This is a genomic window from Actinomadura sp. NPDC048032, from assembly GCF_040653175.1.
Lineage (GTDB): Bacteria > Actinomycetota > Actinomycetes > Streptosporangiales > Streptosporangiaceae > Spirillospora > Spirillospora verrucosospora.
In genome coordinates this window covers 26,880-48,983 of sequence record NZ_JBEZJP010000005.1, presented here as the reverse complement: position 1 = coordinate 48,983, position 22,104 = coordinate 26,880, and the positions used below count along the sequence as shown (strand labels likewise).

Below are 22,104 nucleotides of genomic sequence, written 5' to 3'. Positions count from 1 at the left end.
CGTGGAGATGCCCGTACTGGAGTGCGCCGTCCATTGGGCGCGTCCCGCCGACGACCCCCGGATGCGCGACCTCCTCGACGACGGGGAGCGCGCCCGCTACGACCGGTTCATGCGCGCCGAGGACAAGGCCCGGTTCGTCACCGGGCGGTTCCTCGCGCGCACGGTCCTCGCCGAGGCCACCGGCCGGGCCCCGCGCGACCTGCGCTTCACCACCGACTGCCGCCTGTGCGGCGACGCGCACGGCAAGCCGCGCCTGCCCGGCAGCGGCCTGGACTTCTCGCTCTCCCACTCGGGGGACCGCGTCCTGCTCGTCGTCGTCGAGGGCGCCGAGGTCGGGGCGGACGTGGAGCAGGAGAGCGACCGCGACATCGACGGCCTCTCCCGGATGGTCCTCACCACCGCCGAATCGGAGGCACTGAAGGCCATGACCGACCGGAAGCGCGGTTTTCACGTCTACTGGAGTCGGAAGGAGGCCCTTCTGAAGGCCACCGGCCACGGCCTGGCCGCGCCGATGACCGCCATTCACGTGTCCGGCCCGGACGAGCCCCCCGAGGTGCTGGGCTGGGAGGGCGAGGCGGCCGTCTCGCCCGTCCGCCTCGCCGACCTGGACGCGGGCCCCGGCTACGCCGCCTCGGCCGCCGTCCTCACCGACCGCCCCCTCGACGTCGCCGAGTTCCCGCTCAGGTGTTGATGCCGTGGTCGCGGAGGATGTCGTTGAGGGACGCCTTGTCGTGGCGCTGCCCCTCCTCCAGCCGCTTGAGGATCAGCACCGCCGGGAGCCCGAACGTGCCGCCCTTGAACTCCTTGTAGCGGGTGCCGCCGACCGCGACGCACCAGTCGGGGATGCGCCCGCGGCTGATCTCCTCGCCCGTCTCCACGTCGATGACCGGCATGGACGCCGACAGGTTCGTCCCCGACCCGACGACGGCGCCGCGCCCCACCCGCGCGCCCTCGACGATCATGGACCGGCTGCCGATCATCGCCTCGTCCTCGATGACCACCGGCTTGGCGTTCGGGGGCTCCAGCACGCCGCCGATGCCGACGCCGCCCGACAGGTGGACGTTCTTGCCGACCTGCGCGCACGACCCCACGGTGGCCCACGTGTCGACCATCGTCCCGGAGTCGACGTAGGCGCCGATGTTGGTGAACGACGGCATCAGCACCACGCCCGGCGCCAGGTGGGCCCCCCACCGCGCGATGGCGCCCGGCACGACGCGCACGCCGTCCAGCCGCGTCTTCAGCGGGATGCGGTCGTGGTACCGGAAGTCGCCCACCTGCGAGCGCGCCATGCCGAGGACCTTGAAGCTCAGCAGGATCGCCCGCTTGGCCCGCTCGTCGACGACGACCTCGTCGGTCGCGGGATCGATCCGGGCGACGCGGGCCTCCCCCGCGTCGAGCTGGTCGACGGCGGCCACGATGGCCGCTCGGGCCTCGGCGTCGTCCGGCGTCAGCTCGGCGCGCCGCTCCCACAACTCGTCGATGCCGCCGGAGATCGGGCTGGTGAACGTTTCGGTCATGCCTCCTGAGCTTACTGGTGGCCATCTCCCAGTACTGTCTTCGCGTGGCTGTTTGGGCGAGGTTGAAGGCGCGCCCCGATGAGGGGGCGAGCGGCGGGCGCCGCCGGCGCGGCGTCCGCTGGGCCGCGGTCCTGTGCGTCGTCGTGCTGCTGGCGGGCGTGGGCGGCTACGTGGCGTTCCAGCGGATGCGCCCGTACCTGCACGGGTCCGGCTGCGAGGTGCGCACGAGCCTCGGCAAGATGCCGCTCGACCTGGAGCAGGGCGCGAACGCCGCCACCATCGCCGCCGTCGCGTTCCGCAAGCAGCTCCCCGAACGCGCCGTGGTGATCGCCTACGCGACCGCGATCCAGGAGTCGCACATCCACAACCTGCCGAACGGCGACCGCGACTCGGTGGGCATGTTCCAGCAGCGCCCGTCCCAGGGCTGGGGCACGCCGGACAAGCTCCGCGACCCCGTCCAGGCCACCAGCAAGTTCTTCGACGCCCTCGTCAAGGTCAAGGACTACCTCGACCGCGACCTGCACGACGCGGCGCAGAAGGTGCAGCGCAGCGCCGACGGCCGCGCCTACGCCCAGCACGAGCCCGACGGCAAGCTCCTCGCGACCGCCTTCACCGGCCGCGAGCCCGCCACGGCCCGCTGCTGGTACCCGCCCGACAAGAAGGCGACGTCCCGCCGCCCCGAGGCGCTCCTGGAGATGCGCCGCGCCTTCGGCAGCCGCCTGAAGGTCGGCGGCCCCGGCCCCCTCAAGGCGGGCTCCCCGTCCGACCCGAAGTCGTGGAACTCGATCCAGGTCACGAACCCCCGCTCGGGCTGGGCCGTCGCGAGCTGGGCCGTCACCCACGCCCAGGCCTACGGCCTGACCGAGGTCCGCTACGCGGGCAAGCACTGGCAGTCCAAGGCCGGCCACGACGGCTGGACGGACGACAAGCAGGCCGCCCAGACCACCGTCATCGTCCAGTAGCTCGGGGGCCGCTATTCCAGCCAGGCCCCGTCGCGCATGATGACTCGGCCGCGCAGCTCCGGCTCGCCGCGCCAGGCGCGCACGACCTTCGGCACTACGCGCACATACAGATAGGGGTCCTTCTCCGCGCGCGGGTCCCATCCGAATTTGGCGGCGAAGGCCTCCGCCGCGTCTTCGGGCACGTCCCGGTCCGGGAAGCACTCTGCCTCGCCTTGGAGAAGCACCACGTCGAAGGTGTCCGGCAGCCCTAGCCGCACGCGGGGCTCCTCGCGGACGTTCCGAGCAGTCGCGGAACCGGCACCGGTGCACATCCACACCGCTTCGCCGTCCCACATGAACCACAGCGGCACCTGGTGCGGGCCATGATCAGGGTGTGCCGTCGAGACCCACACATCCCGCTCGCCGACGAGCCGCTCCAGGGTGTCGCGCCTACGTTCCGCCACCTGGCGGCCGACTATGCCCGTGGTCCGCATGAGCGCCGACCTTAGCCAGCAGACTCAAGGCGCGCATGAGGCGAGAGACCTACTCCCAGCGACCGAGAAACCCTCAGCCTCAGTCTTGTCGGCCTATCGCGGGCGTATCGAAAAGCGCATACGCCGCCGCAACAGTCCTTCGTCTTCGGTGGGGGCACGGACCACAGCGGTTCGTGCCGGGGGCCGTTCTCCCCGGCTTCGGAAGGCGAACACGAAAAGGAAACGCGTGGTGTCGCACAAGAACGTCCGCCCGCTGCTGAAGGCCGGTCTCGCCGCCGGTCTCGCCATGACGATGGCGGCACAGGCCGCGCCCGCCACCGCCGCCCCGGCGCAGGCCGGGAACGTGCAGAAGGCGATGGAGGAACTGGCCGGGACTCCCGGGGTCGTGGGGGCCGTCGGCGGGGCCTACCTCGACGGGAAGGCCGTCGGGCAGGGCAGCGGGGGCTCGCGCCTGCTGGACGGAGAGGGCGGACAGATTCCGGCGAACGCCCGCTTCCGGATCTGGTCGCAGACCAAGCAGATGGTGGCCACCGTAGTGCTGCAACTGGTCGAGGAGGGCCGGCTGGGCGTGGACGACAAGCTCGGCGACCTGCTGCCGGAGGTGGCGGAGAAGGATCTGGTGGAGCGGGCCGACGAGATCACGGTCCGGCAGATGATCCGGCACACCTCCGGCATCCCCGACTGGTACGCCGGAAAGCCGAAGCCGGACGGGAGCGAGGGCGACGACCCCGCGTTCGACGTGTTCGACTTCACGACCCCCTACCAGCCGCTCGATCTGGTGAGGTGGAGCCGCGCCCGGCCCCGGACCGGGGAACCGGGCGAGAAGTGGACCTACTCCAACACCAACTACACCGTCCTCGGCATGATCATCGAAAGGGCGACCGGCCACGACCTGGGCGCCGAGCTGCACGATCACCTGTTCGGCCCGCTCGGGATGACCAAGACCTACCTCATGGTCGCGCCGCCGGACGGCGTCGTGGGGCCGCACGGCCACGGCTACTACCCCGACGCCGAGGGGAGGTTGCGCGACGTGGACCGGTTCAACGCCGGCTACACCGGCGGGGCCGGAGGGGTGGTCTCCACCGCGCACGACGTCAGCGTCTTCCAACGGGCGTTCAACCAGGGCAGGCTGCTGCCGCCGGAACTCCAGCGAGTCCTGACCGACCGGCTGCCCGGCGACTCGCGCCTCCAGGGCAAGAGCCGCAGCAGTTGCGCCGACGATTTCTACATCGTGGGCGGGCTGGCCCCCGGCTCCATCGCCTTGACCTTCTACTCAGAAGACGGCCGCCGCCAGTTCGCGATGTCCCTCACCCTGAGCGCCAAGCCCAGCGCCGTGGAGTTCGACGCGGGCAAGGCCGTGGAGGCCGCCTTCTGCCCGTCGAAGCCGTCATGATGACCGCGTGGCCCCCTTCCCAGTTCGGAACGCCAAGCCTGAACAGGCCGTGCCAGCCGGTCGGATGGGCTACGACCTCGACGCGGAGCGGCTGCTGCTTCACACCGTCCAACCGGTCGAGGCGTTGGAGACCCTGCTCACAACGGGCACACTGAGGCCGGACCCGAAACTGGCTGAGGAAGCGTTCGCGGACGCCTACGCCTGGATCTACCGCATGATGGCGGCCCGCCTACCGACCAGCGGAGACGGCGCACTGTGGTTCTGGGCACGCACCCATCGCAAGCATCTGGTCGAAGCCTGTCGCCACTCGCGCGGCCAGGTGCTGCTCACCTGCCGGGTCCCGCGCGACCGGGTGCTCCTCTCCCACTTCGACGAGTGGCATCTGGTCCTGAACAAGGGCCTGGGGATGCCGAGGCGCCCTGGCGAGTCCGAGGACGACGCGTTCGCCCGCTGGGAGGAGACGTACGACGAGTTCGACGCCCGCCTCCGCGCGACAGGTATGCGCGACACCCCGATCCGGGAGTGGCCCACCGACCTGCGGAACGAGATCGAGAAGTCCTGGGAATGCATCCTCGACCGAGGCAACTACGGCCCGTTCGAATGCTGGCAGGGCACCGTCCACGCCCTGAACGCCGACGAAGTGCTGGAAGCCGTCCGAATCACCTGACCGCCCGAATCCGCCGAGCGGCAGCGAGACGACCCACGGGGCACACAAGGTCTCGGGGGTTGAAGGCGCTTCGAGAGGCGCAGGCTAGTCTTCGGCGCCATGACCGAGCAGCAGGAACAGCGCACCGTCGAGGCCAAGTTCGAGATCACCGACTTCGACGAGAGCGTGTACGAGAAGCCTTCCGAGGGGCCCAAGATGACCCGGGTCACGATCCGCAAGCGGTACCAGGGCGTGATCGACGGTACGGGCGTCGCGGAGGTGTTGACCGCCCAGGGAGAGGCGGGCGGCGGTTACGTGGCGTCCGAGCGGATCGAGGGGACGCTCGACGGGCGACAGGGCACGTTCGTCATCCAGCATTTCGGGCTCGCCGACGGGGACGAGCAAAGCAGCCACGGCAGCATCGTCCCCAACTCCGGAACCGGAGGCCTGGCCGGCATCTCTGGCCAGGCGATGGAACGTGAATTCCAGGTGCTCACCCTCGCTTACACCCTGTAATTTCGCGGCGCACTCCAACTGGCGTACTAGGTTCGCCGGGCGTGGTCGGGGCAGAGCGTCTTGATCCACGCCTGGCCCGTCTCGCTACCGGGCTCGCCGCAGACCTCGCAGGTGCGTCGGGACTCGTCCCGTGCGGCACTGAGGATCGCACTGACCCGAGTACCGAGTTCCCGGCTGATGCCGAACTCGCCGGTGACAGGGTCGACGTACCCGCCCAGGTTGACGTCCAGCATCCCGTACTTCTCCTTGACCTGGGCCACCTGGTAGTTCGGCAGCACAGCGAGGAGTTCGGCGTGGGTCCGCAACAGGATGTCGCGCCACCCGGGCCCGACAAAGTCGAGGTACTCGGGAATCTGCCGGTCGGCCACGTTCGTCATGGATCCGATTCTGCCCCTAGTGCACCGCCCGGCATCTGGGCTCCCCATTAACGGATGTCGTGGCCTGGGTTGGTCTCGTCGTACCGGTGCCGTGCCTCAGCGATGACGTCGCGATGAGTGAGGGACCAGTCGGCGAGTGCTTTGACCAGGTGGGTCAGGCTGGTCCCGGTCTCCGTCAGACGGTAGTCGACCTGGGCCGGGACGGTCGGGTACACGGTGCGGAGGACGAGTCCGTCGCGCTCCAGCCTGCGCACCGTGAGGGTGAGCATGCGCTGGGAGATGCCGTCGATCGCGCGCTGGAGTTCCCGGAAGCGCCGCGGCCCGCCCGCGAGTTCAACGACCACGAGTACCGACCACTTGTCCCCGATGCGGTCCAGGACTTCGCGGATCCCGCAGTCCGGGTGGTCCGCCCGCCCGCAGGGATCGAGGGCCGCCGATGGGGCGGTTACCCCGGTGTGCGTGGGTGACATGAGACTGCCTCCTTGTGGCCGACGCGCGAGCAAATCAAGATCAAGCGTAGTTACCGAAGAGAACCACTACGGAAGTCGGGGACTGACATGATCTTGGTGACCGGAGCGAGCGGGAACCTCGGCTCGGCGACGCTCGCGGCGCTGAACGCCCGCGGCGCGAGCGCGACAGGCGGCAGCCGCACGCCCAAAGACGGGATGCGGCGCCTCGATTTCGACGACCCCACCGGCTTGGACCTGGCGGGCGTATCGACCCTGGTGCTGATCTCCGCCGGCTATGCCGAGGACGACCAGGTCATCGGACGCCACAAGGCCGTCCTCGACGCCGCCGTCCGTGACGGCGTCCGGCACGTCATCTACACGAGCCTGACCGGCGCCGGCGACCACCTCGCCTTCGCACTGGCGCACCGCGCGACCGAAAGGCTCGTGCGCGCCTGCGGCCTGCCGTGGACGATCCTGCGCAACGGCCTGTATGCCGAACTCTTCGGCGGTCTGCTGATGTGGGCCGACGACGGGGTGGAGTCCGCGTTCGGCGACGGCGCTCTGGCCGCGGTCTCCCGCGCGGACCTCGCCGAGGCCGCGGCGATCGTCGCTGAGGATCCGGCACCGCACAGCGGGCGCACCTACGACCTGACCGGCACGCCGATCACGACAGCGCAGGTGGCCGAACAACTCGGAGTCCCCTACCGCGCCGTCGGCCTGGACGATTACCGGCGCCTACTCCTGAACGAGATGCTGGGCTTGCTGCCGTTCCAGCCGCCCATGATCGTCTCGATCGCGACAAGCATCCGGCACGGCTTCCTGGACGGCACCAGCCCCGACCTCGCCCACGTCCTCGGCCGCCCCATCCGAGACCCACTGGCCACAGCCGTCGCAGCCGCCTCCGCCACAAAACCGGCAGCACCCCAATAACACCCACCAGCACGGCAACGAGATGAGTCCTCCCAGCAATCACCCTGGGAGGACTCACACGCGTCATCCCCGCAGACCTCCACCAGAAGGCCACCCGGCCTGCCGTCCACCGATCGCTTTCGAGAAAAGATGACCACGGTGTGGCCGTCCGACCCGTGATGCGTCCCCACCTAGGGAATCTAGTCGATTCTCGAGAAAACGGCACCCAATCGATTATTTCCCACCTCTTCGATGCGATCAACCTTCCATGTCTGTTCACCGACCGGGAAGGTGTCATCGAGGCGTAGCGTGAACTCGTTCTCACCGCCATTTTTGACAAAAAGGATTACCTCTGACTGATCATCCCCCTCCCCCATGTTCACCTCGACGAGGCCCATTTTCACCCCATCCTCCAGATGAGCCTGGGTTCCCTCTCGAAGGGCGACATTCCTTCGCATCAAAGCTACTCCAAAGTTGTATAACGTGGCCGTATTTCGCGCTTGAATTCCTTGATTGTCAGCGGTTCAGGATGTTTTTCGCCCCACGGATTTCGCAGATGAACCCTTCGTTGTTCATCTACTCGAGTGACCTCGTAGACGTGATTGGCGCGAAGTTCTTTGGGGAGTCTTGATTCACCCTTGCGCTTATCGCGGGTTCCCACCAGCACGGGCTTGCCGCTGGAGAGCTGGTGGACGATTTCGTCATGCAGTTGGCGATCAGCACTGCGACCCTGGCCATCATAGCCACTCGGGAATTGGACCGCCTTTGCCGGAAGTCCCGTGAGCTGTGTGAGCAGTTCGGCCCGCTCTCCCGGAGAACTGCCCTGGTCCAGTCGTTCGTAGCCTCTTGGCGATTGCCCCGGGTTACCCCGCGCCTCCCAAAGTCGATTAGTCTTGTCCCAGCGTTTGGCGGTCCATATCCGATCCGATCCAGCGATCGCCTTCTCCAGTACCGGAGCCCAGGCTGTGTTCGCCGAGAACTGGGCGAACACGGGAACGCTGGGGTCAACGTCCTTTACTGGCAAATCGGGCGTGACTGTGAGCGTAATTGAATCGCCGGTCGGCTCGTAGCGCTGCTTGGCAGCCGAATATTTTGTCTCATGCAGGCGCACCAGATAGTTGCCGTCGTCGGTTTCGGATACACAAGCAGTAAGGGCTTCTGGGTGGTGCGCGGCGACCGCCCCCAAGGTGGCGATAATACCGCAATCACCGAGTTCACCCTGTTCCGCTTGCTCACGCTTGGGCATGCCATCGAAAAGCGGTACCCGTGTACCGTCGGCACGATCGAGTGGCGTCCCATACCGATCTGCACCGTAATCGAAATCTCCTTCGGAGGCCTGGAAGTCCGGTTGGTCGACCAACCCTTCCAACTCCCTGGGAGCCTCCCTTCGATCCAATTTGGCGGCCCACTGCTTCAAACGATCCGAAACCCCGCGTTCGAGAGCATCCTCATCGTAGGCCGCGATGCCCCCGCCATCGACAGGCGGACCGTCGAAGGGTGTTCCACTATCCAGATCGTCCGCCACGCCGTCTGAGGTACCGGAGGTTGCCGGACCGTCCGATTCACTAGTCGGCCCCTCACTGAGGCCGTTACCTGGCAGATCCCCCGGTTGACTCGGCAGCTTTTGAGCGACACCTTCCGCTATTACGTATGCGTTCTCGGCCCCCGGGTCCGTGGGGGGCGGGGCGTCATCGGTGCCCGGCTTCTGGTCTTGCTTATGGCTTGAGGTCTGCTCTTGCGCACGCTCGGTCTTAGCGGCGTCGTTCTCCGGTGGGGGCCAGGGAGGCTCGACGGCGGGCTCTGCAGGCGGCGGGCTGCTGGCGTCCGTGATCTGGCTCTTCTCGGACCTGCCCTCCTCCGGGACGGCTTCGCGGGCGCGGGCGAGGCTTTCTCGGCGGGACGGCTGGTCTGGGGAGCCCGGGTTGTCGGCTGGCAGGGTGTACGGCCGATTTGAGGCAGCGGGTTCGTCGTGCGTCTCGGCCTTCTCGCCAACTCTCTCGGTTTGCGCGTCAGTGGGCTTGCCGTCGCGCTCGCCCTGCGAGTCGTCGCTGCCCAGCCCCGCGTCAGGCTGCTCGCTTTCGGCGCCTTCCCCACCCCCGGTGCGCTCGTCGTCCCCTCTGCCCTCGTCCCGCTCGGCCTGCTCGTCTCGCTCGTCTCGCTCGTCTCGCTCGGGTTGCTCGGGTTGCTCGGGTTGCTCGGGTTGCTCGGGTTGCTCGGCCTGCTCGTCGTGCTCGGGTTGCTCGGGTTGTTCGGCGGGCTTGGAGCTGTCTGCTTCTACGTCCTGTTCGGCTGCATCGTCTTCCCGGTCAGGGGTCTCGGGGCCGGTCGGCTTGTCCTTCTCGTCACCGGTGGGGGCGAGCTTGTCGCGTGTTTCCGTCCCCCTGGCACCGCTGTCTTTGGCCGTTGCCCTCTCGCCCTCCTGCGGTGCGGGTTCGCGGGCGCGGGCGAGGCTTTCTCGGCGGGACGGGTAGCCGGGAGCGCCAGGGTTGTCCGGTGGGGGCCCGGGAGGCTTGTCGGACGGCTTGGGCCGGTCGGTGTCCTCGACCTTGGCATCTGTCCTGGTGGGATGCTCCAAGCCCACGCTGCGCCCCTTCCACAAGACGAACCCACACCGGCCCGCGTCGACCCCATGCGAGCCTGGGTGGCCGATGCCGAGCGGGGCCTTCGGCCGGTCACACCGTCGTCTATGAAAGCGTGAATGCTCAGGGATTGCACGCTTCGTTGATCAGTGAGTTGTTCTCCTGTTTCGATGCCGCGGTTCGGACACCCTCACCACCGCCTCATCGTCGACCTCGCGAGATCAACGCCGCCGGATGGACTCAGCGCACACCCGACAGCTCGCGGGCACGTGTCCAGCGAGGAGGGCGGTCTCGGGAGGCGCGGGCAAGCTGCTCCGGGTCTCCCCTGTGCGGGGCCGGCCGCTCTTCGTCGGCTTGTCATTCGTTTACCGTTGCATTTGTTCCATGTTCCTTGCACCATCCTTTCTTTTTGCTTTTGATGGGTCTGCCCTACTTGTGCTGGTGCTTTGGGAGGGACATATCGGCTCGTGGCCTGGTGGATTGGTTGGGGGGCGTCTGGGCGGGAAATCGTGGACGCATGGAGATACCGCGGACGTTGGTGCTGACCGGGCACTTTCCACCGGAGCCCGGCGGTGTGCAGACGTTCACGTGGGAGTTGGCTCGCCGGCTGCCCGAAGACCGGCTGCTCGTCGTGGCGCCCGCCTGGCCCGGGGCCGCGGAGTTCGACGCCGAGCTCGGGTTCCCCGTCGTCCGGCGGCGCGGGTACCTGCTGTTCCGGGGGCTGCGGCGGCTCGTGGTGCGGCACCGGGTCGAGGCGGGGTGGATCACGGCGGCGGCGCCGTTCGGGATGTACGCGCCGCTGGTGCGGGCGGCCGGGGTGCGGTGGCTGGTCGGGTCCGCGCACGGGCAGGAGCTGGGGTGGTTCCGGGCGCCGCCGACGCGGGCGGCGCTGCGGGCGGCGGCGCGGTCGTTCGACGTCCTCACCCATCTCAGCACGACGACGCTGCCGGAGCTGCGGGACGCCGTCGGCGACCGGACGCGGCTGGCGCGGCTCGCCGGGGCCGTGGACACCGTGCGGTTCCGGCCGGGGCTGGACGGGACGGCGGTCCGCCGCCGGCACGGCCTCGGCGGCGGGCCGGTGGTGCTCAGCGTCGCGCGGCTCGTCCGGCGCAAGGGGCACGACATGCTGGTCCGCGCGTGGGGGGACGTGGTGCGCCGGTGCCCCGACGCGCGGCTGGTGATCGTCGGGGACGGTCCGATGCGGCGCAGGCTCACCGAGATGGCGGACAGGGAGGCGCCCGGGACGGTCACGGTGGCCGGGCCCGTTCCCGCGGCGGAACTGCCGCGCTACTACGCGGCCGCCGACGTGTTCGCGCTGCCGTGCCGCGACGACCGGGCGGGGCTTCAGACCGAGGGGCTGGGCCTGTCGGTGCTGGAGGCGTCCGCGTCGGGGCTGCCCGTGGTGGTGGGCCGGTCGGGCGGCAGCCCCGAGTCCCTGATCGACGGCCGGACGGGGGTCTTGGTCGACGCCACCGGGCCGGACGAGATCGCCCTGGCCCTGCACCGCATGCTCGGCTCCCCCGCGCGCGCCGCCGCGATGGGGGCGGCCGGACGGCGGTGGACGTGCGAGCGGTGGAGCTGGGACGCCGCCGCGGGGCGGCTCGCCGCCCTGCTGAAGGGCTCCGTCCTCGACGCGCCGCCGAAGCACGACACACCGGGGATGGAGCCCGCATGGGACTCAGGGAGCAGCTGAACAAGCGCGACTTCCGGCGGCTCATCATCGGCCAGACGGTGTCCTCGTTCGGCGACTGGATGGGCACGCTGGCGCTGATGTACTTCGTGCTGGAGCTCAGCGACTCCACGACGGCGGTCGGCGGCGTCCTGGTGCTGCGGCTGCTCCCGTCCGCGCTGGGCGCGCCGGTGGCGGCGCGGGTGGTGACGCGCTGGCGGCGGCGGAGCGTGCTGATGTGGTCGACCCTGGTCCAGACGGGCATGGCGCTGGCGCTGCCGATCGTGCCGTGGCTGGCGTGGGTGTACTTCTGGGCCTTCATGATCGAGGTGGCGGGCCTGATCTTCCTGCCGGCCCGGGACGCGTCCATCCCGTTCCTCATCGAGGACGAGGAGAACCGGCACGACACCGGCACGCTGGAGATCGCCAACGGGATCACGATGGCGACCTCGTACGGGATGATCCCGGTGGGCGCGGGGGCGTTCGGGCTGATCCTCTACTTCTCGCAGCACATCGGCCTCGGCACCCATCTGCGCTACCTGGTGGTGTTCTGGCTGGACGCCCTGACGTACCTCGCCTGCTACCTCGCCATCCGCTCGATCCCCGATCTCGGTCCGGGGCCGGCCGAACGGCTGGAGGTGGAGCGGAGCGAGCAGGAGGCGTCGCCCCGCGGACTCCTCGCGGCCCTGCGGCTGCCCGTGGTGCGCGGCGTCCTGCCGGGGGTGGCGGTGGTGTCGCTCGGGCTGGGCGCGCTGTTCTCGCTGGGCGTGGTGTTCGTGCGGAACGTCCTGACCGCGGGGCCGCTGGAGTTCGGGACGCTGGTGGTGCTGTTCGGGGTGGGCGCGCTCGTCGGGCTGCTGATCATTCACCGCAAGGTGCGGAACCTGGAGGTGCAGATCCGGGTCGGCACGGCCGTGCAGGGCGTGGTGATCTTCATGATGGCGCTGCTGGGGACGGTGACGTGGGCGTTCATCGGGGCCGTGCTGTTCGGCGCGGCGGCGACCAGCGCCCTGGTCGGCGGGATCACCTACCTGCAGGAGGCGCTGAGCGGCGTCAACCGGAACCTCGCCCTCACCGCCTTCCACGCCGTCCTGCGGTTCGGCCTGGCGCTGGCCGCGCTGCTCGCCGGGGCCGCGTCCGACCTTCTGCGGAAGGCCGGCGTGTCGCCGCTCGGTCTGTCGCCGTCCCAGTTCGCCCTGGCCATGTCCGGCCTCATCGTCCTGTTCGGGGCGACACTGATCCGCGTCCCCGGCGCGAAGGACATCGCCTCTAGGTGACGGGGACGGGGCCGGCCTTCTTCTCCGGCTCCGCCGCGGACGCCTCCCCTCGGCTGTTGGCGGCGCGGAGGGCGACGACGGCCGCGGCGGCCAGGAAGAGGGAGCCGGCCAGCAGCGCCCGGGAGAACCCGCCGGTGAGCGCCTCGGGCACGGGCCTGCGGTCGGCCAGCAGGTCGTCGGTGCGGGCGGTGGCGACCGCGGAGAAGATCGCCAGGCCGAGGGCGCCGCCGATCTGCTGGGAGGCGTTGAGCAGCGCCGCCGCGAGCCCGGCCCGGTCCGGCGGGACGTTGGCGTTGGCCGCGGTGGTGACGGCCACGAACGTGAAGCCGAGCCCGAACGAGGTGACCATCAGGCCGGGCAGCAGGTCGGCGAGGTAGTGGCCGTCCACCGGGATGCGCGACAGCAGGTAGGTGCCGGCGGCCGCGAGCAGCAGCCCGGCGATCATCACCGGGCGGGTCCCGGCGCGTCCGATGAGCGGGGCGGACGCTCCCGCGGCGACCGCCACGCCCGCGCAGAGCGGCAGGTAGGCCGAGCCGGTCTCCAGCGGCGAGTAGCCGAGGACGTTCACCATGTACAGGCTGAGGAAGAAGAACATCGACAGGAACCCGGCGACCGCGACGAGCTGGGTGACGTCCGCGGCGGCCAGCCCCCGGATCCGGAAGATCGACAGTGGCAGCAGGGGGTCGCGGCTGCGCTGCTCGTTGAGCAGGAACGCCGCCAGGAGCGCGGCGGCTCCGGCGAGACCGCCGATCGTGCGGCCCGCGTCCCAGCCGACCTCCGGGGCCTTGACCAGGGTGAACACCAGAAGCAGCATGCCGCCGGTGACGAGGACGGTGCCGAGCGCGTCGAAGCCGGCGAGCCGGGCGGTGCGCCGGTCGCCCTCGACGAGCAGGAACAGCCCGGCGATGACGATCGCGCAGACCGGGACGTTCACGAGCATCACCCAGCGCCAGCCGGGCCCGTCGGTGAGCAGCCCCCCGAACAGGACCCCGGCCGCCGAGGCGCCGCCGCCGACGCCGCCCCACACGCCGAGCGCCTTCCCGCGGTCGCCGCCCTCCTTGAAGGTGGTCGTCAGGATCGACAGCGTGCCCGGCAGCATCAGCGCCGCGCCCGCGCCCTGGGCGAGCCGCGCCGCGATGAGCGTCCCGGACGTGGCGGCGAGCCCGCCCGCGACCGAGGACAGCGAGAACAGCGCGGTGCCCGCGACCACGATCCGGCGGCGTCCGAGCAGGTCGGCGAGCCGTCCGCCGAGCAGCATGAACCCGCCGTAGGTCAGCAGGTAGCCGGACGGCACCCACTGCAGGTCCTGGACGGAGAAGTCCAGGTCGGCGCGGATCGCGGGCAGCGCCACGTTGACGATCGAGGCGTCGATGAAGTCCAGGAACGCGATGGCGCACAGCAGGGTCAGGGTGAGCTTGCCGCGTCCCGTCGCGAGGAAGGACGGAGGGGATTCGGTCATGGGAGGTCTCCGGTCGGTGGGCCCGCGCCGGGCGCGGGGCGCCAGGGTCCCCTGGCTGATTCGTTCCGCGACCCATGAGCGGATCGGAGGGCGGGTGTGTGACGCGGCGGGACGCGAATGAGGTCCAGGTCACATTCCGGTCGCGGATGTCACGATCGGGGGTCCGGTCTCGCTCTGAGGGGGGAGCGCACAGGAGGTCGAGCCATGTCCGAAGGCATCGCGGACGACACCGCCACGCGGGTGTTCGCCGATCATCGGGAGCTGCTGTTCTCGGTGGTGTACAACATGCTCGGAAGCGTCGCCGACACCGAGGACGTCCTGCAGGACGCGTGGCTGGCGTGGGCGTCGCGCGGCGGCGCCGCGGGCGAGGTCGAGAATCCGCGCGCCTACCTCGTGCGGATCGCGGTCAACACGGCGCTGTCGCGGCAGGCCGCGATCAGCCGCCGGCGCGAGACGTACGTGGGGCCGTGGCTGCCCGAGCCGCTGGTGGCGCGCGCCGACGTGGACGACGCCGCCGAGCGCACCGAGGCGGTCTCGATGGCGCTGCTGGTCGTCCTGGAGACGCTCACGCCGCTGGAACGGGCGGTGTTCGTCCTGCACGAGGTCTTCGGCTACGCCCACACCGAGATAGCGCCGATCCTCGACCGCAGCCCGGCGGCGATCAGGCAGCTCGCGCACCGCGCCCGGGAGCACGTGCACGCCCGCCGCCCGCGCTACCAGGCCGACCCGAAGGTGCAGCGGCAGGCGACGGAGCGGTTCCTGCAGGCCGCCCTCGGCGCCGACCTGGAGGCGCTGATGGAGATCCTCGCGCCGGACGTGACGCTGTGGACGGACGGCGGCGGCAAGTCCAGGGCCACGGCGGCGCTGCGTCCCATCCAGGGGGCCGGCAAGGTGGCGCGCGCCATCGCCGGGACGGCCGCCCGGAGGCCCATGGATCTGGACGTCGTCTACCGCACCGTCAACGGCGACCCGTCCGCGGTGCTGTTCGACCAGGACGCGCCGTTCGCGGTCATGGTCCTCGACCTGGACGCGGACGGCCACCGCGTCCGCGGCGTCTACGCCGTCACCAACCCCGACAAGCTGACCCACATCGATGAGGACCAGCAGGGCGAGGGAGACGGCTGACGGGCGCGTTGTGAGACGGCGTCACGCGCCCTCACTGCAATACCTACTAAGACAGTCGGAATAGTTGACTTAACGCGTGGGGTCGTGGTTCGCTGATGCCTGGGTCCGAAGGGGTTCTGCGGTTGTCCCGCGTACCGGGCCCGGCGCGGGGTGGCGCCGGGCCCGCCTCCGCGTCAGGAGTGCGGCAGGACGCACATCGCGTCGAGGCCGAGGACGCGGTTGAGGCGGCCGAAGGCCAGCCACGAGCCGATGCACATGCTCAGCTCCACGATCTCCGCCTGGGTGTAGCAGGCGGACATCCGGGTCCAGAACTCCTCGTCCAGGCCGTGGTGGTCGAGGATGTAGCGCTCGGCGTACTCGGCGGCGAGGCGGGTGCGGTCGTCGAAGGCGTCCGTGGTGCGCCATTCGGTCACCGCGTCGGCGAACCCCTCCTCGACCTTCTCGCCGTCGCGCTCCGTCCGCCAGTCGAGGCAGAACAGGCAGCCGTTGAGCTGGGCGACGCGGAGCCGGGCGGCCTCGAACTCGCGGAGCCCGAGCGTGGTGTGCGCGTAGACGGCGAGGGAGAGATTCGAGGCGGCGGGGCCGATGCCCGGCACCATCTCGCCCCACACGTACTGGATCGGGTCCTTGCCCTCGGGGATCTCGATGTTCACGGGCCTGCCCTTCTGCTGACGCCTCTCATGGCGCCGTCCTGCCGAGTTTGCCCACGGCGGGACGGACGGGAACGTCGAGCGCGTCGTAGAGGCCCGGTTCGGCGTCCACGAGCCAGTCGATGGCGTTCACCAGGCGCCCGGCCGCCGTGGCGTTCCCTCCGGCGGCGCGGTTGCCGTGCTCGTCGGTGGCCTCGACCGTGACCTCGATGCGCGGGACGCCCTCGATGACCACGCGGTGCGCGCCGTCGCCGTCCGGGGGCATCGGCCAGTCCGGCGCGCACGACGGGTGGATGCGCGTGACGTGCTCGACGACGATGCGGGGCTCGCCCGCCACGATGCCCTGGACCTCGAAGCGCACCGCTCCCTGCGTCCCCTTCTCGAACTCGCCCATGGACGCGGTGGTGATCGTGGCGTCGAGCGGGCGGCGGTCCACGGTCTCGCGGATCTCGTCCAGCTCGGCGCCGAGCGCGCGGGCCATCAGCCGGACCTGGCCGCCCCACACCATGGTCGGGACGGTCGCGGCGAGCATCGGGGGCTCGTAGTCCATCGGCTGGCCCATGCCGACCAGGTACCGGACGGAGTCGGGCTGGTCGTAGGTCGAGTAGTCGAAGATCTCCTGGCAGCGGACCACGTCGATCGTGCCGCCGAGGCCGCTGACCAGCAGCGGCAGGACGTCGTTGCCCCACCCCGGGTCGACGCCGGAGGCGAACAGGGAGCCGCCGCCCTCGGCGATCGCGTCCAGCACCTCCGCGCGCGTCTCGGGCGGCGCCCCGCGCTGGTCGTAGAGGGCGTAGAGGGCGGGGGTGACGACGACCGCCCCCGCGCGGATCGCCCTGAGGACGTCGGCGAGCGCGTCGTCGGGCCGGACGTCGCCCGACGCGGCGTAGACGACGGCCTGCGGGCGGGCGGCGAGCACGGCCCCGGCGTCGGCGGTGGCCGCGACGCCGAGGTCGCGGCCGAGGCCGGCGAGGTCGCCCGCGTCCCGCCCCACCTTGGCGGGATCGTGGACGATCACGCCGGTCAGCCGGAGCGCCGGATGCGCCTCGACGGAGCGGACGGCCAGCCGTCCCATGTTGCCGGTACCCCAGACGACCACGGAGATCATGCGCGGAATGTACCAGCTGCCAAGCAAGCACTTGGTAGTCCACATGTGGACACGAGAAAGTTTCGGTCAGCTCGTGACGCGCCTCATCTTTCGATATAGAACACGTTCTAATCTCACGAGTGAGGGAGGTCACATGCGTGACTCCACCCCGTCCCTTAGCGTGTCCCGCCGCGGCTTCATCGTTGGAACTGGTTCTATCGTCGGGCTGGGTATGCTCGGCCGGACCGGCGCCTCGGCGGCCCCGGTCCCGGCGCCCATCCCCAACGGCGCCCGCGTCCCCGTCCTGGTCGTCGGCACCGGGTACGGCGGCTCGGTCGCCGCGCTGCGCCTCGCCCAGGCGGGCGTCGACGTCCACATGGTCGAGATGGGCATGACCTGGGACACCCCGGGCTCGGACGGCAAGATCTTCTCGGGCATGAGGTCTCCCGACTACCGCGCCTACTGGCTCCGGACGCGGACCAAGCAGCCGCTCAGCAACTTCCTCGGCTTCCCGATCGACAAGGACGTCCCGAAGTACACCGGGATCCTGGACGCCGAGGACTTCGGCGGCATCCTCGTCTACCAGGGCCGGGGCGTCGGCGGCGGCTCCCTCGTCAACGGCGGGATGGCGGTCACGCCGAAGCGGTCGCGGTTCAGCGCCATCCTGCCCTCCGTGAACGCCGACGAGATGTACAACGTCTACTACCCGCGCGCCAACTCCGGGCTGGGCGTCAACGAGATCGACCGGGCGTGGTTCGACACCACCGACTGCTACCAGTACGCGCGGGTCGGGCGGAAGCACGCCCAGCGCTCGGGGTTCGAGTTCGTCTACGTCCCGAACGTCTACGACTTCAACTACATGAAGCAGGAGGCCGCCGGCGCCGTGCCGCAGTCGGCGCTCAACGCCGAGATCCTCTACGGCAACAACTACGGCAAGAAGTCACTCCAGAAGACCTACCTGGCGCAGGCCAAGGCCACGGGCCGGGTCGCCATCTCGGCGCAGCACCGGGTGACGTCGGTGTCGCCCGCGTCCGGCGGCGGGTACACGGTCGCCATCGAGCAGATCGACACGAGCGGGAACGTCGTGGCGACCAAGACGGTGACAGCCGCGCGGGTGTTCTTCGCCGCCGGCAGCGTCGGCACCAGCAAGCTTCTGGTCAAGCTCAAGGCGACCGGCGCGCTGCCCAACCTGAACGGCGAGATCGGGAAGGGCTGGGGCGACAACGGCAACGTCATGGTCGGCCGCGCCAACCACCTGTGGGACCCGACCGGCAGCCTCCAGTCGGGCATGCCGACGGGCGGCATCGACAACTGGGACGCCGGCGGCGCGTTCGCCGAGGTCGCGCCCCTGCCGACCGGGATCGAGACGTACGCCTCGTTCTACCTGTCGATCACCAACACCCCGCACCGGGCCGAGTTCTCGTGGAACGGCTCCGCCGGACGGGTCGACCTCAACTGGCAGACCGCCTGGAAGCAGTCCAGCATCGACATGGCCAAGTCGATCTTCGACAAGATCAACAGCAAGGAGGGGACGATCTACCGGACCGACCTCTTCGGCACCTACAAGATCTGGGGCGACCACCTCACCTACCACCCGCTCGGCGGCGCCGTCCTGAACAAGGCCACCGACAACTACGGCCGGCTGCACGGCCACCCCGGCCTCTACGCGATCGACGGCTCGCTCATCCCGGGCAACACCAGCGTGAACCCCTTCGTCACCATCACCGCCCTCGCCGAGCGGAACATCGAGAAGATCATCGCCACCGACCTGTGATGATCCACCGGGATCCGGCCACGGGCGCGTGTGGCCGGACCCCCGCTACGGGCAGGCGGGGAACAGCCGCCGCGTCCCCGTCCCGGCCGCGTAGGCGGCGGGATCGCTGAACCGGCAGCCGTAGTCCGGACGCGCCACCGCCGAAGGCCGCGTGGTCACGTCGCCCGCGGGCCGCGCGCCCCCGCCGACCCAGCGGACGAGATCGTCCCAGGCCGCGCCGGCCTCCGCGTTCGAGAACTCGCAGTGCTGGCTCGTGCGGACGGCCCTCTGGACGAGCAGGCCCGACCGGTGGTTCCGCGCGACGTCCCTGGCGTAGATCTGCTCCATGGAGAACGGGACGAACAGGTCCCCCAGCCCATGCAGGCTCAGGACCGGGACGTCCGGACGCCCGCTGATGCGCGGAACCTGGGAGAGGCGGTTCGACAGCCGCGCCGGCAGGTTCTCGACGCGCACCCGCTGGACCGTCCCGTTCACGTCCACCGGCTCGTTCGGCTCGTACCGGGTGAACTGATTGGTCCCGACCTGACCTGGGTTCTCGGCGAGGGTGGCGTCCGGGTCGGAGGGCTCGGCCAGGGTGAACGGGAAGTCCTTCCAGAGCGCGAACGACGGCACGGCGCCGGGACGCGTCCCGCCCGTCCGGTCGATGACGATCGAGCGGAACTGCTTCCCGCGGTCGTTCGTGGTGTCCGGCCCGCCCGGCCGCAGCGCGGTCAGCCCGAGCGCCGCCTCGATCCTCGGCACGGTCGCCGTCAAGTACTGCGCGGTGACCGGGTACTCCCGGACCCCTGACAGGTCCTGCGCGACGAGGTTGTAGTCGAGCAAGTAGTCGAACAATTCCTGGTCGCCGAGGACTCCGCACATGGGAAGCGCGCCGTTGTAATACCCGGGGAACTGCTCCAGCGAGCGCCCGATGATGTGCCCGCCCATGGAGACACCGGTGATGAAGCGCTGCTTGGGACGTCCCACTTCACGGGCGAACAATTCGGCCACGTCGCGGGTGCTCAGCACGCCCGCGCGGACGTCGTACCCGTTGTCGTAATAGGACGACGCGGCCCACGCGTACCCCTGGTCGAGAAGGCGTTGCCGCAGGCCGTACTGCGGCGGCTCCACCGTCAGCACGTGGCCCTTGCCTGCGTAGCCATGGGCCCAGAGCACCAGCCTGCCGTTCCACTGCGGCGGCACTTCGATGTCATAGGCCGCGTGGCGGTGGACGCCCTGGAGCACCCGCGACGGTTTCCCGTGCACCTGGACGGGCGGGAGCGGCGGGTTGGCGATGGTGTAGCCGGGAAGCGGCTGGTCGCCGGGGACGCGATCGGCGCGGGCCGTCCCCGCCGGGGCGAGTGCCGCCAGCACGAGAGCGGAGAGAACGGCGAGGGGGCGGAGGCGCATGGTGCGCATTACATACCGCCCGGTCGGTCAGCGGAATGGCGCGACCGGATCCGGCCTCGCAGGCGGCCGCATGACCAGGGACGCGGCCCCTCCCGAAGGCCATCCGCTGGGGGCCGCGACGCGGGCGGGAGACCGGCTCATCGCCGCGCCGCGCCGTACAGCGATCCCGCGAGCAGCGTGACGCCCGACAGGGCACCGCTGACGAACGGGATCCAGTCCACGGACGACACCGCGGCCATGATCATTCCGGCCGCTCCGAGACCGGACAGCACGACCCCCGGCACCGCGATGGCGCCCCTCTTCCACACCCGTGCCAGCACGACGAAGTGCAGACCGACGATCAACGCGATCCAGGCGACGTTGATCTCCTGCGGCGCGTCCAGCGCCCTCAGCACCGCGATCCCGCCGAAGATCAACGCGAACTCCGCGACCACCACGAGCCCGAACCGCGGCCCGAACCACCCCGGCCGCCCGTCGCCGCGCCCCGCCCCTTCCCGGCCCGTCGCCCCGCGCCGGTCCCCGCGGAAGCCGACCACCACCACCGCGAGCAGGCAGACCACCGCCAGGATCCGCATCGCGATCCCGGCGCCCTCCGGCAAGGGATCTCCCGTGTTGGCGAGCACGAAAGCCGTACCGAACCCGGAACCGATCAGCAGACCAAGCAATTGCGGCGACACGCCGATGATCATACGCGGACGCGCCTGAACGGGCCTCTACCAGGAGGAACCCTGCACTTCGCCCTGGGCAGAGACACCCGACCGGAGAGGGGGAACGGACGCCCCGGCAGCAGTCCCATGGCCGACGCTCGACCATCCGGCAGGGAGGTCCGGTTCGAGCGCCGCCGAGGGACCTCCGACTCCGCGTGACCGCCATGCGGAACGCGTTGCGCTTCGCGGCGTGCTGCGAACGGTCCCTTCCGTAACACGCCTAGGGCACCAACCAGCGCAACGAAAAGGGAATTTCCCATGAAACGCACCTACTCACTCGCCTGCCTCTTCGCGGGCGTCCACGGCGGCCTCCTCAGCCACTTTCTCGGCGGCGTCGCCGGGATGCTCCTCGGCATGGTCGGCTGCGCCGTGCCCCCGCAAACCGCTCCCGGAGAGCCGGGTTCGGCGGAACGCCGAAAGAGCGCCCGCGTCCCGCGGGCCGACGCGAGCCTCATCCTCCTCGGCGATCGCCTCGCGCGGAGCGCGTCCCGACCCCCGCCCGCCCTCGTCCGATGGTGCGGCCGTTCGTAGATCTCGACCCGAACCCTTCACCCGGGAGTCCTCCATCGACGAGTCCAACCGCCCCAGCACCTGGCGCGACGAGGGGTATCGCCCCGACTCGGCGGAATGGCCCCGACTCTGGTCCCGGCTCCAGCTCGGGCAACCCCTGGTCGGGACCGTCGTCTGGGTCCCGCGACCGGGCGCGATCGGGATCGGCATCGACCTCGGCCTGCCCGTGGGCGGCTTCGTCGACGTCCTGCATCTGCCTCTGGACAGCGCGCGGTGGCCCGCCAAAGGCACCACCACCGACTTCACGATCTGGTGGATGGACGAGCGGCCCCAGATCAGGCTCATGCCCGCCGACCCCCGCTACCGCCGCGAAGACTTCGACGACTGGGTCCGGCAGCAGAACACCGTGGCGGCCAGAACCTTCCTCGCGGGCGGCGCCGATCCGGCAAGCGGCACATCTTAGATCTTGACCGGACAAAGGTGATTGGCCGTCACCTTGCTTTCGCCGAACCTCTCACTTGGGGGCTCTCCCTCAATCACCCCGGTCGTGGCCTTCCGTGCAGGTGACACGAACGCGCACACCGAAACAGAATGCCATTCGAATAATCCCCGCCTTGCGTGGGCCAGAGGGCTCCG

General features: G+C 70.1%; 23 protein-coding genes. 12 read left to right on the top strand and 11 right to left on the bottom strand.

What is annotated here, in order from left to right; translation table 11 throughout:
* Positions 1-7: 7 nt before the first annotated feature.
* Positions 8-691, top strand: a complete 684-nt coding sequence (locus tag AB0C69_RS01800; protein WP_360348485.1) for a 4'-phosphopantetheinyl transferase superfamily protein — start codon at positions 8-10, stop codon at positions 689-691.
* Here AB0C69_RS01800 and AB0C69_RS01795 read toward each other — a convergent pair.
* Entirely contained in the window at positions 681-1,517 is an 837-nt protein-coding gene (locus AB0C69_RS01795) for a 2,3,4,5-tetrahydropyridine-2,6-dicarboxylate N-succinyltransferase (protein WP_345179977.1), read from the bottom strand. The genes AB0C69_RS01800 and AB0C69_RS01795 overlap by 11 nt on opposite strands.
* 44 nt (positions 1,518-1,561) lie before the next feature.
* On the opposite strand from AB0C69_RS01795, the gene AB0C69_RS01790 reads away from it, so the two are divergent.
* The gene (locus tag AB0C69_RS01790) at positions 1,562-2,479 is read left to right on the top strand and encodes a hypothetical protein (protein ID WP_360348451.1); all 918 of its coding nucleotides are present in this window, start codon (positions 1,562-1,564) and stop codon (positions 2,477-2,479) included.
* A gap of 11 nt (positions 2,480-2,490) precedes the next feature.
* Here the strand turns inward: AB0C69_RS01790 and AB0C69_RS01785 are convergent, their stop codons facing one another.
* Complete coding sequence (locus tag AB0C69_RS01785; RefSeq protein WP_360348448.1) at positions 2,491-2,952, bottom strand: pyridoxamine 5'-phosphate oxidase family protein; 462 nt, start codon at positions 2,950-2,952, stop codon at positions 2,491-2,493.
* Positions 2,953-3,181: 229 nt separating this feature from the next.
* On the opposite strand from AB0C69_RS01785, the gene AB0C69_RS01780 reads away from it, so the two are divergent.
* The 3 genes from AB0C69_RS01780 to AB0C69_RS01770 all read left to right on the top strand — a co-directional run bounded on the left by AB0C69_RS01780 (position 3,182) and on the right by AB0C69_RS01770 (position 5,507).
* Positions 3,182-4,345: a serine hydrolase domain-containing protein gene (locus tag AB0C69_RS01780; protein WP_360348445.1), complete on the top strand. Its 1,164-nt coding sequence runs from the start codon at positions 3,182-3,184 to the stop codon at positions 4,343-4,345.
* Positions 4,346-4,352: 7 nt separating this feature from the next.
* Positions 4,353-5,012 carry a DUF3841 domain-containing protein gene (locus tag AB0C69_RS01775; protein ID WP_360348442.1) on the top strand — a complete coding sequence of 220 codons (660 nt, stop codon included), beginning with the start codon at positions 4,353-4,355 and terminating at the stop codon, positions 5,010-5,012.
* Between the two features lie 99 nt (positions 5,013-5,111).
* On the top strand, positions 5,112-5,507 hold the full coding sequence (locus tag AB0C69_RS01770) for a DUF3224 domain-containing protein (RefSeq protein WP_360348439.1): 396 nt from the start codon (positions 5,112-5,114) through the stop codon (positions 5,505-5,507).
* Positions 5,508-5,533: 26 nt separating this feature from the next.
* Here the strand turns inward: AB0C69_RS01770 and AB0C69_RS01765 are convergent, their stop codons facing one another.
* Together AB0C69_RS01765 and AB0C69_RS01760 are read right to left on the bottom strand one after the other, a co-directional pair.
* Positions 5,534-5,884, bottom strand: a complete 351-nt coding sequence (locus tag AB0C69_RS01765; protein WP_360348436.1) for a hypothetical protein — start codon at positions 5,882-5,884, stop codon at positions 5,534-5,536.
* A gap of 47 nt (positions 5,885-5,931) precedes the next feature.
* Complete coding sequence (locus AB0C69_RS01760) at positions 5,932-6,354, bottom strand: helix-turn-helix domain-containing protein (protein WP_360348433.1); 423 nt, start codon at positions 6,352-6,354, stop codon at positions 5,932-5,934.
* An 87-nt stretch (positions 6,355-6,441) separates the two neighbouring features.
* Between AB0C69_RS01760 and AB0C69_RS01755 the strand changes: the two genes are divergently transcribed.
* Positions 6,442-7,263 carry an NAD(P)H-binding protein gene (locus AB0C69_RS01755; protein WP_360348430.1) on the top strand — a complete coding sequence of 274 codons (822 nt, stop codon included), beginning with the start codon at positions 6,442-6,444 and terminating at the stop codon, positions 7,261-7,263.
* Positions 7,264-7,442: 179 nt separating this feature from the next.
* On the opposite strand, the gene AB0C69_RS01750 is transcribed toward AB0C69_RS01755, so the two are convergent.
* Positions 7,443-7,700 (bottom strand): DUF6406 domain-containing protein, encoded by a 258-nt coding sequence (locus AB0C69_RS01750; protein ID WP_360348427.1) that lies wholly within the window; start codon positions 7,698-7,700, stop codon positions 7,443-7,445.
* Between the two features lie 5 nt (positions 7,701-7,705).
* Entirely contained in the window at positions 7,706-9,823 is a 2,118-nt protein-coding gene (locus tag AB0C69_RS01745; protein WP_360348424.1) for a C2 family cysteine protease, read from the bottom strand.
* Between the two features lie 515 nt (positions 9,824-10,338).
* Here AB0C69_RS01745 and AB0C69_RS01740 point away from each other — a divergent pair.
* Entirely contained in the window at positions 10,339-11,514 is a 1,176-nt protein-coding gene (locus tag AB0C69_RS01740; protein WP_360348421.1) for a glycosyltransferase family 4 protein, read from the top strand.
* On the top strand, positions 11,493-12,767 hold the full coding sequence (locus AB0C69_RS01735) for an MFS transporter (protein ID WP_360348418.1): 1,275 nt from the start codon (positions 11,493-11,495) through the stop codon (positions 12,765-12,767). The genes AB0C69_RS01740 and AB0C69_RS01735 overlap by 22 nt, the downstream gene beginning before the upstream one ends.
* Here AB0C69_RS01735 and AB0C69_RS01730 read toward each other — a convergent pair.
* The gene (locus AB0C69_RS01730) at positions 12,760-14,226 is read right to left on the bottom strand and encodes an MFS transporter (protein WP_360348415.1); all 1,467 of its coding nucleotides are present in this window, start codon (positions 14,224-14,226) and stop codon (positions 12,760-12,762) included. The two genes, AB0C69_RS01735 and AB0C69_RS01730, sit on opposite strands and share 8 nt — an antisense overlap.
* A gap of 204 nt (positions 14,227-14,430) precedes the next feature.
* On the opposite strand from AB0C69_RS01730, the gene sigJ reads away from it, so the two are divergent.
* Entirely contained in the window at positions 14,431-15,351 is a 921-nt protein-coding gene (sigJ, locus tag AB0C69_RS01725; RefSeq protein ID WP_360348412.1) for an RNA polymerase sigma factor SigJ, read from the top strand.
* Positions 15,352-15,524: 173 nt separating this feature from the next.
* Here the strand turns inward: sigJ and AB0C69_RS01720 are convergent, their stop codons facing one another.
* On the bottom strand, positions 15,525-16,004 hold the full coding sequence (locus AB0C69_RS01720) for a carboxymuconolactone decarboxylase family protein (protein WP_360348409.1): 480 nt from the start codon (positions 16,002-16,004) through the stop codon (positions 15,525-15,527).
* Between the two features lie 25 nt (positions 16,005-16,029).
* Positions 16,030-17,109 carry a dihydrodipicolinate reductase gene (locus AB0C69_RS01715; protein WP_345179946.1) on the bottom strand — a complete coding sequence of 360 codons (1,080 nt, stop codon included), beginning with the start codon at positions 17,107-17,109 and terminating at the stop codon, positions 16,030-16,032.
* Between the two features lie 211 nt (positions 17,110-17,320).
* Here AB0C69_RS01715 and AB0C69_RS01710 point away from each other — a divergent pair, with 211 nt between their 5' ends.
* On the top strand, positions 17,321-18,862 hold the full coding sequence (locus tag AB0C69_RS01710; protein ID WP_360348406.1) for a GMC oxidoreductase: 1,542 nt from the start codon (positions 17,321-17,323) through the stop codon (positions 18,860-18,862).
* 45 nt (positions 18,863-18,907) lie between these two features.
* Here AB0C69_RS01710 and AB0C69_RS01705 read toward each other — a convergent pair whose 3' ends face one another.
* Positions 18,908-20,251, bottom strand: a complete 1,344-nt coding sequence (locus tag AB0C69_RS01705) for a hypothetical protein (protein WP_360348403.1) — start codon at positions 20,249-20,251, stop codon at positions 18,908-18,910.
* A 137-nt stretch (positions 20,252-20,388) separates the two neighbouring features.
* Entirely contained in the window at positions 20,389-20,928 is a 540-nt protein-coding gene (locus AB0C69_RS01700; RefSeq protein WP_360348400.1) for a hypothetical protein, read from the bottom strand.
* A 288-nt stretch (positions 20,929-21,216) separates the two neighbouring features.
* On the opposite strand from AB0C69_RS01700, the gene AB0C69_RS01695 reads away from it, so the two are divergent.
* Positions 21,217-21,489 (top strand): hypothetical protein, encoded by a 273-nt coding sequence (locus AB0C69_RS01695; RefSeq protein WP_360348397.1) that lies wholly within the window; start codon positions 21,217-21,219, stop codon positions 21,487-21,489.
* Between the two features lie 205 nt (positions 21,490-21,694).
* On the top strand, positions 21,695-21,931 hold the full coding sequence (locus AB0C69_RS01690; RefSeq protein ID WP_360348394.1) for a hypothetical protein: 237 nt from the start codon (positions 21,695-21,697) through the stop codon (positions 21,929-21,931).
* The last annotated feature ends 173 nt before the right edge of the window (positions 21,932-22,104 follow it).